Source organism: Pirellulaceae bacterium (assembly GCA_029243025.1).
Lineage (GTDB): Bacteria > Planctomycetota > Planctomycetia > Pirellulales > Pirellulaceae.
This window is the reverse complement of the sequence record JAQWSU010000020.1, coordinates 1-15129: the sequence shown is the minus strand read 5'-3', so window position 1 is coordinate 15129 and position 15129 is coordinate 1. Positions and strand designations below refer to the sequence as shown.

The 15129-nt window shown below is 51.5% G+C and carries 9 protein-coding genes; 3 read left to right on the top strand and 6 right to left on the bottom strand.

Annotated elements, in window-relative coordinates:
• Positions 1-33 precede the first annotated feature (33 nt).
• From P8N76_09195 to tssK, 3 genes are read right to left on the bottom strand one after another with little or no spacing between them, the layout of a single operon-like run.
• Positions 34-1401 carry a type VI secretion protein IcmF/TssM N-terminal domain-containing protein gene (locus P8N76_09195; GenBank protein MDG2381838.1) on the bottom strand — a complete coding sequence of 456 codons (1368 nt, stop codon included), beginning with the start codon at positions 1399-1401 and terminating at the stop codon, positions 34-36.
• A complete protein-coding gene (locus tag P8N76_09190; protein MDG2381837.1) occupies positions 1401-2291 on the bottom strand; it encodes a DotU family type IV/VI secretion system protein in 891 nt (296 codons plus the stop codon). The genes P8N76_09195 and P8N76_09190 overlap by 1 nt, the downstream gene beginning before the upstream one ends.
• Entirely contained in the window at positions 2278-3783 is a 1506-nt protein-coding gene (gene tssK, locus P8N76_09185; GenBank protein MDG2381836.1) for a type VI secretion system baseplate subunit TssK, read from the bottom strand. Before tssK ends, P8N76_09190 begins: the two co-directional genes overlap by 14 nt.
• Before the next feature lie 306 nt (positions 3784-4089).
• On the opposite strand from tssK, the gene P8N76_09180 reads away from it, so the two are divergent.
• On the top strand, positions 4090-8775 hold the full coding sequence (locus P8N76_09180; GenBank protein MDG2381835.1) for a carboxypeptidase-like regulatory domain-containing protein: 4686 nt from the start codon (positions 4090-4092) through the stop codon (positions 8773-8775).
• A 67-nt stretch (positions 8776-8842) separates the two neighbouring features.
• On the opposite strand, the gene tssA is transcribed toward P8N76_09180, so the two are convergent.
• A complete protein-coding gene (gene tssA, locus P8N76_09175; protein ID MDG2381834.1) occupies positions 8843-9949 on the bottom strand; it encodes a type VI secretion system protein TssA in 1107 nt (368 codons plus the stop codon).
• Positions 9950-11366: 1417 nt separating this feature from the next.
• Here tssA and P8N76_09170 point away from each other — a divergent pair.
• Positions 11367-12095, top strand: coding sequence for a hypothetical protein (locus tag P8N76_09170; GenBank protein MDG2381833.1), 729 nt, complete (start codon positions 11367-11369; stop codon positions 12093-12095).
• A 573-nt stretch (positions 12096-12668) separates the two neighbouring features.
• Here the strand turns inward: P8N76_09170 and P8N76_09165 are convergent.
• Positions 12669-14810 carry a glycosyltransferase family 2 protein gene (locus tag P8N76_09165; protein MDG2381832.1) on the bottom strand — a complete coding sequence of 714 codons (2142 nt, stop codon included), beginning with the start codon at positions 14808-14810 and terminating at the stop codon, positions 12669-12671.
• Here P8N76_09165 and P8N76_09160 point away from each other — a divergent pair.
• Positions 14779-14991, top strand: coding sequence for a hypothetical protein (locus P8N76_09160; GenBank protein ID MDG2381831.1), 213 nt, complete (start codon positions 14779-14781; stop codon positions 14989-14991). The genes P8N76_09165 and P8N76_09160 overlap by 32 nt on opposite strands.
• Before the next feature lie 45 nt (positions 14992-15036).
• On the opposite strand, the gene P8N76_09155 is transcribed toward P8N76_09160, so the two are convergent.
• Positions 15037-15129 (bottom strand): PEP-CTERM sorting domain-containing protein (locus tag P8N76_09155; protein MDG2381830.1); only part of this gene is annotated, 93 nt, incomplete at its 5' end.

Sequence of the window (15129 nt, the reverse complement as noted above, 5' to 3'; positions counted from 1 at the left end):
GTATCGAGTCCTGAATGGCAAGGTACGCACCAGTTAGAACAGCCATCGAACCACCAGTGCGAGATCAACAAGTGTCAAGAGCAGGAGACACGCTGCGATTCCTGTCGTCAGGTGTTTTAGGTTTTTCTCGCCTCGTAAAGTGTGATCAGCCCAACCTATCGATTCATCATGACTTTCCAGTGTTTCAAGGGCCGGTCCTTCATAAAACCTGGTCTGTTCGGGGGTAAGACTGGCGAAGTAGATCCCCGACAAATAAAACGGTTCGCGTATGTCATCGGCAAAGGCGTTACCTAACAGTACCGTGAAACCAAGTTTGGCCAAAAAAAATTGGGCCAGCAATTGAAACCGAGTTGCGTTCCAATTCGATGTAGGCTCGTCAGAATATCGAGCGTATACTCCTTTTCGAAGGGTCCTTGCCATCTCCAGATGCAGCGGGAAGAAGTCTTCAGTTTTCACCACGGTGAATCTCGGTAATCGCAAGCCGTTGCTCTTTTTGGCCTCTTCTTCGGTTGTGGACTGTAGCAGAGCAGAGAATTCGGAAACCTGCTCGATCTTGTGCAGAATGATCTGGCAATCGCATCGAATATCTAATCTCTCCTGTAAGATCGCCATATCGATTTTTACAACATCGATCGTCTCCTGACTCCCCGATTCGACCACCCAGGAGTAAGGGACCATTAACTGCATACCATTGATGGGAACAACGGGGTGTCGGACGTGTCGCAATAGTTTTAGCGCATAGTCCATGCGGCGTGCGGACAACTGGCGGTCTGCCAGAGGCATTCTTAGATACTTTTGGGACGGATTTTGTTGCTTGTCACCGAACGATGTAATGCGTTGTAACTGTCTACTGACTGTAGAAACTCCGGGCAAAGTGACCCACAAAGCGTTACCGTCTCCGTACCAGTGGATCGGATCGTCCGGGTCTGCAAGACGGATTGTATCGCCGACGCAGCTGGAGGCGCTTAATCCTGCTTCGGCGGCCAAATCGGTTCCCACAACCAAAATTAACGGCGTGTTCCTCAGGTCGATATTGGCGTCCTGAATTTTCTGGCAGCCGTTGTAGATAGCGTGATAAATGTCTGAAAATTCTTGTCCAGAGGTCGATACCCGGTTGAAAAGAAGCAGAGAGAGACGCACGGTTAGATAGCCTGCTAAGGCGAGGAGTCCTAGCCAGTACTTGGCTAAAACACGCGGGCCCGTCAGATACATATCCAACCGCCAGTGGTCATTCAGCAAACCTAGTGCAACCACCACAGTCGCGACCAATAAGCACTCAATTATCCATCTGGGTATCCGCAACCACTTCGAGATCCATGAAACGGATTTCCCAAATAGTTTAGCTAGGCTCTTGGGCAACTTCTTGGCGGCCGTCACACATTTTCCTAACCAAGCCGGCATTACGATGGAACTCCGAAGTCTAGCAACAAAATTGTAATCAGGAGAAATACTGCAAAGGTAATGAGCCACCAAGTCAGCCCGTTAGCCGCGGTCAAAGGTTTTGCGCTTCGTGCGGACTCGAGAGGATCGTGTGGCAAAAATTCCGTCGGCCTTCGAACCGAGAGTTGAGCAAATGCCGATGAGACCCATTCATCATAAGTTTCCGGAAATTGATTCATCGCTGGAATTGGATCGAGTTCATCGCGTTCAGAGAAAGAGGGTGGTGGATCTTGCGTCTCGTCCGCTGCATCCGCCACGACGACAGCTTGGCCGTAGTTGTCCTCAGTCCCTGCCTCACTTGTCTCTGGCTTTTCCGTTGCTGCTTTTGCTCCCGAGGGCTGACTTCCAACGCTCTTTCCTTCCGCATGTTCTGGCGTCGCTTTCTTGTCGTCGACATCAGAACTATCTTCAGAACCTCGACTGCCTGCGTGGTCATGCTTATCCTCTGGAATTGCATCGTGGGGCATGTCTGATTCGGATATTTTTTGGCGATAGAAACCTTGAAACCCCAAAGCGGCACAAACCGCAAAAGTTTCGAACGCATCGAGTCGTTCCATACCCTCTGCGACCGCTGCATCGTCGTAAAAAGCTCTGGATCGATTACGAGTTCCAAGTAGTTGCAACTCAAGTGTTTGATCGTTCCATCGTCGGGCATGTTGCCATTCGGCATTGACGATTCGTTCATCCATCCAATAGATAATTGCGCGACGTGCGAGCTGTTGTAATTCCCCGTCAGCACCATGCGCATCAAAGGTCCCGAGAGACCGTTTTAAATGGATTTGCGCTTCCTCTAATGATGGTTCTTGTCCGTTGGTAGCTTGGATCTGCTCCAAAACGTCAAGCGTCATCATGATTGGTCGAGCCATTTTGATTTGAAACGAGAGATTCATGTTGCACAACATATAACGAAAGTTCTAGTTTGTGCGTTTTGCGTTCCTGATCCACGACGTTGACGAAATTGGAACCCAAAAAGCTTCCCTGTACATGCCGCGGATTGAACCATAACGCCAAGGTGGGATCTTTCTTTAAGTCCTCCCAGTATTCGCCAGTCGATTCGACATGAAAGTAGGTTCGACCAGCAACATTAGGCAAATCTGGCGGGCAATCAACACACGCATTCAATCGCAAGCCTGGCTCCGCATTCTTATAGATTTGGCCGATTGTCGACCGGCTTCCCAGTTTCCAATCGAGGTGCCGAACTGAAAACAGGCGTTGTATATCCGCAGTCGACATGTCACTAACGACGCCTATATAAAATTCGCATGCATCATCCTGCAATAGGTTTCCAATACTGACTTCTAGCCAGTCCGCCGTGCCAATCATCGGATACTGCGTCAACTTTGACGGGCCATAGGGTGTTAGCAAACGTTGAAGTAGGTTTTGTAATTGACGAAATACAACCCCCAACTTTTCATGATCGTATTCTGGAACTGACGGAGCGATCCAGTCTTGTTCCACGATACCCAACTGACCAATCAGCCGCACAATTTCCTGGTACATCTGAAAAGGGTGCAACACATGCAGAGGCCTGCTTTCGCACGACCATCGTGTGAGTCCGATTAACGACGAGAGTACAGAGTAAGCGCCGTTTGCTGCGGATTGACGAATGATGGCCCGCTGAATGCTGGGTTGCGTTAAATGGTTCCAGGCATCCATTAGCGTGAGCTGGGCTGATTGCTGTTTGATAAAGCTGGCAATAAGGGACTCAATCTGCCCCAATAGTTGCTTCATGTCTGGCCAAGCGCAACACGACAGCAGCGGCGGAAAAAAATTGGGGTCGATACTTGCTGCCGAGTTCTGTTTCGTGGGAGGCAGAATCTTCAAGAGTGGAATCGACGTGAAACCATCTGGAGGTATGGGCGTCGTGCTACATTTGATGCGAACATTGAAATCGTAAAAGTCAATTGTTCGGACGTCATCCTCGAAATTCACGTCCTGCCATTCTCTTTGCTGTATAAAATACCTTCGCTGATCGTCGTCGGTGTGTTCAGATTCATCGACCCGCACCGCATTTGCTCTCCCGGGACGATAATCCGGCAGGGTCAAATAGAGGTAAAGACCATCAACTCCAGCTTGCTCCAAAGGCTGTTTGAAGTTCAGCGAATGAATGGTTGCGTTCTCTGGGACAGAAATCATTGAGCCGTCCCGCAATCGCGCTTTTAGGTGCGAAATTGTCAAGGTTTCTGAGCCGAGCTCGAAGTCGATTTTGCACAGTCCATAATGAAACGGAGTAGTCCAGTTTATATTTGCATTCGCCCAATACTGTAGATTGGTGACTTCGGCCTGGAAATGGTGCGGTAGCACCAAAGATCCTTCCAGCCAACAAACCTGACTACTCTTCACGCCGCAATTCCTTAAAACTCCAGTGACTCGACTCAAGCGCAGGCCCTGTATTTGCCCGGACTTGTAAAGTGAAATTGCAATTCCAATTCGCAAGCCCCAAGTTTAATCACTTGAAATAACTGAGTACACCAGAAAACCTTGCATAATATGCAAAGAGAAACTTGTCCTGGATGATGACAGCAGACAGTATATGGTTGCTGCATTATCTGAAGCCTTTTCTAATTCGTTTTTTCGCGCATGAATAATCAAACTTCAGCAACGCCGTCACCATCCCGATTCCGGTTTTTGAGCGCCAAAAGGCGCACCGTGCCGAAATCTATTTTGTTTTTTAGCTGCTGTTTGGCGTGTGTGCTAAGCCTGGTTAGCACCTTCGCCTTGCTTCGCTTCGTCCTGCCAAAAACTCGGGCACTGGAATCGATTGTGATTGCGGTTCCAGAGTATCAATCGATTGACATTGCCGCTAATCCATTCGCTGTGGCGGATGCTCAAGCAGTTGAGCACGCACTTGATAGGAAAGCATCTCTGCTGATTCCAAAAGACTTGGGGGAGTTGGAGCATTTTCTTTCATTCGAACCAAACAATCGTAGTAAACCGCTAGTTGTCTACATTGATATGGCCAGTATCAGTAACGGACAACAAGGATATTTGCTCACCGCTGAAGCCGAATCACTGCAAGTCAACAATGCGTACTCAATCCGGAGTCTGTTGGATCAGATTTGGCGAATACCCGTCTCACGCAAGCTGCTAATTTTGAACACCAACCACACTGGCCGTGATTTGCGCGTGGGGACTTTGGGAAACGATTTCAGCTATTTCCTCAAAAATGAATTTAACGCATTGACCAAGCGTTCCAATGTCACAGATGGATCCTCGCGAGGTAGTAAGAACAACAAGGACAATTCGAATTTCGGAAACGATTGTACAGAGAGCTTTACTGTCCTCTGCTCCAGTGCCGCGGGTCAGCCAACCTGGGGATCACCGAGTCTTGGGCACACTCCATTTGCTGCATTGGTTTCCTATTGTCTCAGCGGTGGGAAAAAAGCCGACCAACCATCGATAACTGGCGGTAGATCCGATGGAGTCATTAACACGTCAGAGCTCAGCCAGTTTGTCATTGAACAAACAGCTAGTTGGTCGAAGATGAACCGTGAATCATCCCAGACTCCGATCGTTCTTCGGTATGGTGACGACTTTCCTATTGCCACCGTCAATCCGTTACGCGAAGCAAAATTCGAATCGACAAACAAGAAGGTAGATTACGACGCCACGGCTTCGACGGCTGGTCGGAAGGAACAAAAGAATCGCTCGGCTAGCACCCAAGAAAAGGAATCTTCACAACGGAATCGAGAAGGGGGCGATAAAGAAGCAGCGACCGCAGAAGTGAAAAATCATCCTCAGGATGGCAAAGAGGATGTCACGGTCAAAAATTCAAGTTCCACCGTCGTTCCACCCACGTCAGCAAAAGAGATTGCAGGATTGCTCAATAGCCTGATGCTGCTCTGGCAAAATCAGCAGGATCTCCAAAGTAATTCGTCTACCCGCTGGCAACCAAACAACTGGTCGGCAGTGCAGCAGTTGCTGATACACGCGGAAGCCAAATTGGTTGCAGGAGAGTTAACCGTTTGTCGACAAAGGCTTGATCAAGCTGAGGCGATCTTAAAACAACTCGAAGAATGGCAGCCCATCAACTTCCAATGGGACTGGTCGATTGCATTTGCAGACAGGAAAGATGCATCTGCGGGCTTGATCGCTGAGAAGAAGCAGGTCGAAGAGTTTTTGGGAAAACCGACGCCGGAAGCACTTGCAAAATTAGTAGAGCCGCAATCAGTTGAAGGCCAGCTACTTGTCAGCTTAGCTCGGCAGCATTCGATTGAATGGTTCGTCAAAGAGGCTTCTGTAGTTCGTCTGGCAATCGAAAGTAAGTCACTAGCGGCGAAAATTGCAGGTTGCCGCCACCCGTTTGTCAACCAAGTGATTTTGCCTTACCTCGCGGAAGCGGATCGCGAGTCTCGTCGGGGACAAGTCCATTTATTTGCAGGGAGAAGCCTCGAAGCTGCTGATGCTTTTCGTAAAGCGCGCGTTGAATACAGACTCGCAGTGCGACTTAGTAATTTGGTCACCGAACAACTGAGTACCGTTGAATTAACTCTGACGACATTACCATTTTATATCGATTGGATTGGCAATCTTCCGACATCATCACCGGAACGCGATAGTTGCGTCAGATCGCTTCAGCTGTTGATGGCAAATTTCAATGCGTTTCAAAAATTGCCGCAAGCTAACCAACTCGATTTATTGGTGTCCCTTTGTACCGACTTTGGGCAATTATTGGCTGATCATGCCGGCCATGATTTGTCCAGCGGCGACTATTGCACGATTCGCATGGCGCTCCGTCTGCCAACGATAAGCGTCGCTGAGCGACGAAACGCACTTGAATTCCTTTTGTCACGACGGGATGAACCTGTGCCGATCGACGGTCCAGTGGCGCCGATTGATGATGATTTCACGAATTCAAGTGGCCGCTCATTCCCGCTATATGAATTCTTTTCTTTCGTCAATCAACTGCATCCTCAAGTTCCAGTGCCAATCGATTTCCTGAAATCTCTGAACGAAAATAACGCCCAGAATTTGCATCTGGTGAAATCGAATGTTCCGCAGCTTTCGCAACTCAGTCAGATATTCCGAGAATTTCTGCGCCGAACTAAACATACCGCATCCAACACGATCACGAAGGCGGCCCCATGGCAGCAACACTGGCAGGCGTTGGCGTTGGCCTACTGGCTGTATCAGCCAACTTCGGATCGTCGAGTGGCCGATTCCGGATCGGCACGGATTTACAAAGAGGCTCTTGCCAGGGCATTGCAGCAAGCTTACGAACGATTGGCGAAAGACAGTCGGTTTCTTCCCGAAGGAACTTACGATAATTCGCTGAATTCGCTTGCTAAAACGTTGGAGCGGGATTCACGCCAATTTCTACGTGATTCAATACGCATGCCTGTTCAACTCGTAAGTTCAACAGATATTCGATTGTCGGCAAGTGGCCAAAACTTCGTTCCCATCAAAGTGTTATTACCCGCTCGGATTCCGGACGACGAAGTCGCTCAGCTAAGATTGAATTGGGATGACGAAAAGCTGGCATTGGAATTGCCCGATGCGGTCATAATTCCCGGTCAAATGACAGTTGACCTCGGGGTAATCGCACCAGACCAGCTCCTGTCGATTCAGCCAACGATCGCCGAAAAGGAACGCCTCGCCTCATCCTCGGTGCACGAGCTTATCGGTAGCATTCAGTTCATGAAATCTGAAAGCAACTCCAGCATCAGTGAGATCTCTCAGGTCAAATGGTTGCCAAAGGTAACAATCACGACCGAAGGCATTCCACAAAAGCGAGCCGATTTGATCGTTTCTTGGAATGATCCGGGGGCGACCCTGAATCATGTCGATTTGCTACCCAACCAGGCAATCACATTGAACTTAAGTGTGAAACGCAATGTCGCCGATCCGCTCGCGTTGGTTCTCAAAGCAAGGGGGCAAACGGAAGTCTTAGGGACTGTTGAGATCAAAGATGACAAACCATCCCCGGTCAAGCCACAAGCTGGGCTTGGTTTTGTCATCACTGATGCGGCGATCACATTTGAACTTTACGAGAATGAAAACCTGCTGGACGAAAAATCGGTTGCGATTAGCATTTTGGATCTAAATGATTGCCTACAAAGACAAGTCACTTTCAATCCGCGGCGACGTACCGTGACGGCATTGTTGCAGCAGACACAATTTAGTGACTCTCCCGCGCCTATCCACTTAGAATTTTCCACAAACGAAGATCAAACAATTCCGGGGCGCCTATCATTATCCCTGGAGCGTGATCACAACACGGGTTTGATGGAAGCACAATTCGCCAGATCCACGTTACTGCCAACTGATATTTCGATTTCAGCAAGTGGAGTTCCCCGACTTTTCCGATACAGCGTTTATCCCGAACTCGTAAACTGCCCGCCGCAGCGAACGTTAGCTTTATATTGGGATGCACCGACCCCGAAAACGGCCTTCAAATTTAAAGCGGGACAACAAATGATGCTCCCGATTGCTGCCCAAATAGACGGCCCGCGCGATCTCGATTTCCAGGTGGGATTCGATCACAACAGCAACTCCATTCTCGAACCAAATGAAGTTCAATTTGACGAAGAACTTTGGTTTGGACGCCGTGTGAAACCGCAATTGGTGCCAACGAAAGATGGTTTTTCTGTAGTGTCCACTGTTTCTGATGTGGCGACGTTGTTAGACGTTTCCGGTTTTGCTGGACGACAAACTCTGATTGCCCGAGCGGAATCTGATGATGATCAATGCCAAGAAACGGTGCCCTTGTACTTCGTCGATTCGGCTCCGCAGATCGAGATTGTCCAACCTGCTCAAGGCGCGACAATCGCGCCGGGAAATGAAATCAAGGTCGTTCTGCAAGGCGAAAAAAATTCCGCGGGTGCGATCGACCATGTGGATTTTGGCTTTGATTTGAACAGGAATGACGTGCTCGACAAGAACGAAATGGTGAAGCCGATTGATGCGTCGAAAGGTCCAGTCTCATTTGACGAGTTTTCACAGTTGTCCGTTCACCTGTCTTCCAAAGGCCTCAAACCTGGCGAAACCAGCTTACTCGTACAGACGCAAACTTTGGTCCACAATTTGGCGGAACCGGACAAGAGCCCTGAATCGTTAGCAGGCGATGTGCTCAATCGAACGATAGAGATTAGCAACACCGGATCGCTTGTTGGCCGCGTTTCTACGGCAGACGGGCTGCCAACCGAAAATGCGATTGTCACTGTCGTCGGATATCCATCTCAGTTGACAGGCAAGGACGGAGCGTTTGAGTTCTTGCAGTTGCCGCCTGGCAATCATGTTATTACTGCAGAAACACGTATCCGGTCAGTGGCTACCGTTGCTGAAGTCAAAGCGGGGGAAACATCCAGGCTCGGTTTACAACTGCGGCTCAAGTAAGAAATCGCAAGTTGACTGGATCCTCGCAGTCAAGCGATGTAATCTCTACAACGCAAAAAGAAACCCACTAGCGCATCGTCTCATCCATACCCGTTCGCATCCGAAAGAAAGTGCGAGCTTGCTCATCGGGAATCAATATGTCGACAAGTTCTGGCAGTGTCATCTTGCCCCAACACGCAAGCTGACTGGCTGCCGAAGACATCGGACTGTGTGGTTCGCTACGACGGTAAAATGCGGCAACTTCTTCCAGTGCCAACAAGGCTTCTTCCCGAGTTCGAATGGTTTCAGACATCGCGTTTCCGGTGGACGAAGTTCTGGATGCGTCCGAATCTTTCGCATCATCAATCATCTCTTCAGCATTCTGATGATCCGCCGGACCAGCAATGTAAGTCAAAATTTCCGCGGACGTTTCCAACGCCTCAAGAATATTTGTGGTTGGCGGTGCCTGATCGCCACAAACTTCAATGAGGGTGCTGCGGAGCTGCTGGAATTCCTCGAGACACTCGTCAACATCCTGTTGCAAACGCACGTAGAATCCGGTTGGAGTTTCGGCGACCGCGCGGCGAAACTCGTCCATCGTTACCTGCTGTACACTCTCCAGCTGACGCTCACGATCCTCTGGTGACAATGTTTCCAATTGTCGAGCTTGCATAAATTCTGTACAGATAAACTCATTAGCCACACCTCCGCCAGTCAAAGGCTGGGTCAAGATGGGCCCTATTAAACTGCCGATAACCTCACCACCGTTCAGGCCGGCCAAGTGGGATAGTTCAGGATGTTGATTGTCTGCAGTTTTTGGGTAGATATCAGGCCAGTATTCCTCGACGATCCGACGAACAATGGTGAATCCATCGCGAAGACCCGAAAAGCCATGAACTCGGATCAAGGCTTCCAGCAAATACGCTGCGATTTCCAGATCTTTTGAGTCTTCAGCTAGAAGCTTTTGTGACAGTTCAAAAACCGAATTCCAATTTTTTTGCAAACCGACTCGGTCGTGATCGGGTTCGACATCAAGTCGCCGTTCAACGGAACGTGCCGCGGAACGTTCTCGACGAATTTGGTCGTAACAATCGTGTTCAATCGCATCCGTACGCAAATCCATTCCGGCCGGATGGTCAATAGAGATTGGTTTCAGCAGAAACTCGACATCGAGAGCGAAAGGTGTCGACGACATGTGCTTCGTCCAAATCTGATGATTCAAAAGGGAATTACAACGATCGTTTGATTGTAATTACAATGTCGTCGGGACCTGTGACCTAGAAACGGATCAAACAGAATTTTTTTGCAAGTAAACCGAAACATTAATGTACATGTACATGCCGAAACTCATGAAAGTCAAGATTGTTTGACGCCTTGTTCTGACTTTAGGGGAACTCCATCCAGCGTGTTGCGCCAGTTCTGGAGGACCGCAAAGCTACTAGCATTATCCAGTGCCTGAACAGGTGTGTTGAACACGCGAAGATGCCCGGCTGTTGTTGTGACTAAAACCTGTAAATCGAGAATTCCACCACGTGGAGTCCAGGCCTATACGCCGATTTAGTGTCACACCTATTCGCGGCCATCTTGGGCGGCTAATGTACGAAGTCATCCGAGTTTTCGCGAAAGTGCCCTTCAAGGACTTGAACTTAACGAGTTCCTTTCGGAGGTTAGGGCAATTCTTGATGAGGCTTACGCAGATCCTGACGTTCTCGAAGCTGTACTCTTTGCTTTGAGGAACGCAGGAAGACATCGGAACAGGCGTAACCCCCTGGCGGGTTCAACGGCTGAACCAAAAGGGTCACAGCAGGTACACCCAAACGCTCACAATGCGTCGCAAAACGCTCCGACCGCGCATGGAAAAAACAACATGGTCGGGGTTCACGAGTGATTGCGACTTATTGCAACCACCCGAAGGGGTGTGAGTCTGCTTGAATCACTGTGTTTGATGGCAGGCGTCAACGTCGAGGGCACCAGCTGACGTGGATGACCTGCTCCTCGAGCTGGATACCTCCTATTTGGATAGCTCGATCGATTCGCCAGCTAAAGCCGCCAGTTCCCAAGGATGACCTACTTCGATATCGACACCTTTATGGAGAGCTTCTAATTTTTATCCCGACGGAGATCGGCACGAGGACGATGTGCCTGAGGTGTGAGACTGCTGCGTATTTTGCCCGCATCGACCTGCATTTTGAATTCGGTAGGCCAATTTCGCTGGCACTCGCAAGAAACGACCGCCTTTGCACTCTTGCATCGTATGGATGAAGAGTTTGCCCTGCTCATAAGGCTCGAGATCAAATTCCTATCAGTAGCCGGGCTAATCTGGTGAGAAAGGTGCGCGGTCAATTTGATTTGCCCGTAATCAAATTGAATCTAGCCTGTTGCCGATGTCAGCCCCGGCGAAAACGGAAATCGTCCACTAGGCCGTGGATTTCAAGGCTATTCCGGCCTATTTGGCGTCGGGCTGTTCTTTGGCACGCGGGCTGCATTAGTCGGGAAACAGTTCAGCCGACTGTTGGCCGGGTCGACGACAAAGCCCGCCCCCAAAGTCAATTGAGCTGCTCCGGAGTTTACCCCGCAGTCAACAGACCCCTGACAACTCACAGGCCAAAATCATGAAAACTCTCCCGACCCAAATCGCGTTCGTTTCTTGTGCCGCCTTTTTGATGTGTGCCCCCAGCTCAAAGGTTCAGGCCGACAAGCCAGTGGAGAAGCTGCTGAACACGCAGCAAGAAGTCGGTGTCAGTTTCAGCATTAAGCGGGTAAATCCGGGCACTGCCAGCGCCTATCAATACCTGTATGTTTCATCCGTTTTTTCCGGGTCGCCTGCCGAGCGAGCCGGATTGCAGCGTGGCGACGGAATTTTCCGGGTGCGAACCAAAGCCCGGACCACCGTTGTGGATGATGCCGCCAAGTTCGACGCGGCCATTGCTGCCACCCCGGGAATGAAACTGATCGAACTTCAGGTTCGGGACCGGAACACCGGAAACTGGCAATGGGTTGTCTTGAGAATGCAGGGCGTCGGTGTTCCGATGGGCCCCGGCCCCGGCAGCGCACCTCCCGCCAGCCCAAAACTGGCCGGGATCTGGATGTCCAGCGGCGGTGGAACGGTCCATTTTCGCGGTAGCAACCCGATTGTGGCGGAATCGAACGTTCCGTGGGTCGGTCGATCCGATCTGGAAATCAGTCCAAACGGTGACGGAACCTACAATTTCGTCTACCAGCAACGAGGCGGTTTGCGGGACAGCGGTCATGGCAAACTGACGCCCCGCGACGCCAGGACCATCGACGGCTACCTGATCAATGGTCTGGGGATGCGGTTCGATTTTGTTCTGACTCGCTGACCCTTGTTCAGTCCATTCACCCGGACCATCATCCGCCTGGTGACCAGCCCGACGCACCCCAGCCCGACGCACCCCAGAGCGACCTGCTCCGGGATGCGTTTTTTTATGGTAAGGGGGATACTGCTACCGGGACAGTTGCTGCGGTCCTTTTGCAGACCCATGCTGTACTGTCCGTTTTCGCGAGGTGAGCCGCTCAGGGCAAAGGAACCGATGAACCGTCACCGTTCGTCAATTCTCGCTGAATGCGAATCCGGCAGAATTTCCCAAGCTCCCGCGAAGAAGTGTCCTCTCGTCACACTCCACCGAAGAGCCGTGATAAAGTTGTACTTGAGAGCTTCCTCTCTCTAAGGCTGAGCACCAAGCCAACCGCGGGAGAGAGTCAAACTTGTGTGCTCCTAAAATCACTTTAACCTAGCTGTTTTGAAGACTCAGTGGTGGCCTGAACAGAGTTGAGTGTGTACTGCCAAAAAATCCAAGAGTGTTGAATAATTGCCACAAGACGAGGAGCGTGTGGTCACTCCCGAAATCCGGCAAACTGGCCAAGATCCATGGCCATCCCTGCCAGCGCCCCCGCTAGGCCTCCGGCCACTTGAGAAGATGGGCCTTGCGCTCATCGGTGCCCAACAGTCCAAGACTCACGCAGCAGCTCTCACATTCGGGGATGAAATCGCCGGGCGAGCTCTTGTCACAGGTGCGTCGAATCGCCGTGTAGCTCTCCTTGGCGATGCACTCTGCGAGGCTTTGATCGCGGAGGTTGCCAAAATCATAGTCGCCCGCCTCGACGCGGGAATGGAACTGTACCTCGCCACCGGGGCAGGGAAAGAGGCGTCCTCGCCAATCGATGACCGCCGTTGTCCAGGGGTGCCGACAGTTGCGGCGGACCGGGCGGTGGCCGAACGGACGACTCGCGGAAAACGCGACGCCCACCGATCGAGCTACGCGTTTCGCCTCGTCCACGGCTTGGTTGTATCGTTCTTGCGCGAAGAATAGCGAGTGACGAGCGTCCTTTGGCCACTCAGCCGTGTCGCCCTTGCCCTCTACGGGATAGTAGCGGATGAACGTGGCGCTGACCTCTGTCACACCGAGCTCCTTGGCGAGCCGGACAATGTCAGGAAGCTCGTGAATGTTGCGCTGCTCGACCGCGACGCTGAACTGTCTTGCGAGTGTCTTCTTTCGCCCCCGTAGGGCCGAGTCGAGTTGCCGAAGCGCATCCACCTTGCTGGCGAATCCAGGGCGTCCAAACATCAAGGTGTCGGTTGCTTCGGTGGCGCCGTGCCACGAGATTTGTAGCCCACCGAGTGAGCTGTTGATGATCCAATCCAGGTTCCGGTCCAGGGTCAGAGCGTTCGTTTGAATGCTCGTTTGAACCCAGGGGTAGGTGGCCCGCGTGTAATTGACCATCTCTGCGAGATCTCCACAGAGTAGCGGTTCCCCGCCGCCGCTAAAGTGGAAGAATCGCATCACCTCGCCTGGGATGTTGTCGGTGATGGCGATGAATTCCTTGAGCGGCATGTGTTCGCTCGCCCGAACCTTTTGATTGCAAAAGTAGCATTTTGCGTCGCAGACCGCAGTGGGCAGGAAGTGGAACGAGTGGGGAAGGTTCTTGGTCCCTGGAGACTGCGTGACCTGCTCCCACAGCGACGTGGTTTGAAAATGGGACTTTTCGGCGGCCACCACAAAACGGTCCCCGTACTGCCGTGCCCACCGTGCCGTCGTGATTTTCTCCCGCACCTTGGCAGGTAGAAGCCCGGCGAAGGCGGCAAGCCTCTCTCTGTCTGCGAGGGCCCTAGCGTGGGCCCAATGGGGCCACAGGTGCCGACGGGCGAATTGATCCACGCGACGGCCCAGTGAGTGCAAGGGAAGACGAGCCAACGCGCGTTTAAAGTCCGCTTGGGAGAGAAGCTCGCGATCTTCGTCATAGGCCGACAGCGTCTTGTGAGGTTTGACGAAATCCTCCCGCAACGGCAGCAGGCCGTTGTATGGGGGATGAACCGCGAAGTTGCGTTCTCCCGTGATGTAACGGGGCTTGCGGTCCCTGAAGACCTTCTGCTTTCCTTGTTCGAAAGAGGTCCATCCATAGTGTCGGTAGTGATAGGCCATAGGAAAAATTCGCTTGTCGCCAAACGTTACGACATGGCCGTTTCCACGAGCGAAGTCGAGATCAGGTCGATAGGCGAAGATTCGCTCCTGCGGGAGGTCGATTCGATCCCTTTCGATCCGGTCAAAATGGCGTTGCCTGGAGAGGAGAGAGGCAGATTGCGGACCGTCTCGATCCGTCGGGTAGAAATTGTAGAGTGCGCCGTTGAGTGCTGTGTAGTTACGCGAGTGGGCTTCCGTCATGAAGCCGGGCAGCGAGAGCCCGCGAACAGGGGAGCAAAAGAACGCGTCCGCGTCGATCAGCAGCAGCCAGTCATAATGTGAGAGTTTCTGGTGGGCGTAGTCGTTGCAAAAACGAAGTAGGCGCTTCCACTCGAATCCATGGCTCTCAAACGACTCCACCGCTCTGACGGTGCCAGGCCCCGGGCTGTGCTGCTGAAGCTCGAGGGCGATTTCGAGCGAGTTGTCCGTGGATTCATTGTCAACGATGACCAGGTCAATTCCCTGCGTCAGGTAGTGAGCCATCGACTCACGAAGTAGGTGCTCCTCGTTATAGCAAAGTAGGATCCCGCAGGAGCGAACGGTCGTGTCTTCAGCTCTTGCGGGAATCGGCGTCATCGTCTGTGGCTTTCCATTCGTCGATGCCATAGCGGCTTTGGAGTCACCTAGCGTCCTGTTGCTGGCTGATAGGGAAAATGATTTTCACCCTACACATCAGGTCGAGTTTATCTTGGCATGGGATGTGCATCAAGGAAAAATTGCACAATACCAGAGATCAAAAAAAAACGGCCAGGTGTGATCGACCCAGCCGCCTTTTGAAATCTTACTTGCTTCAGGCTGCTGTTTAGCGACGTCGTCGACGAGCCAACAAAGCCAATCCGGCCAACGAGATCAACACAAGGCTCGATGGTTCTGGAACTGCCGTCGCGGTAAGCCG

What these genes read in the sequence shown, in the direction of transcription:
- P8N76_09195 (MDG2381838.1), bottom strand. Translation starts at nt 1,401, where the DNA reads ATGCCGGCTTGGTTAGGAAAATGTGTGACGGCCGCCAAGAAGTTGCCC.
- P8N76_09190 (MDG2381837.1), bottom strand. Translation starts at nt 2,291, where the DNA reads ATGATGACGCTTGACGTTTTGGAGCAGATCCAAGCTACCAACGGACAA.
- tssA (MDG2381834.1), bottom strand. Translation starts at nt 9,949, where the DNA reads ATGTCGTCGACACCTTTCGCTCTCGATGTCGAGTTTCTGCTGAAACCA.
- P8N76_09170 (MDG2381833.1), top strand. Translation starts at nt 11,367, where the DNA reads ATGAAAACTCTCCCGACCCAAATCGCGTTCGTTTCTTGTGCCGCCTTT.
- P8N76_09165 (MDG2381832.1), bottom strand. Translation starts at nt 14,810, where the DNA reads ATGACGCCGATTCCCGCAAGAGCTGAAGACACGACCGTTCGCTCCTGC.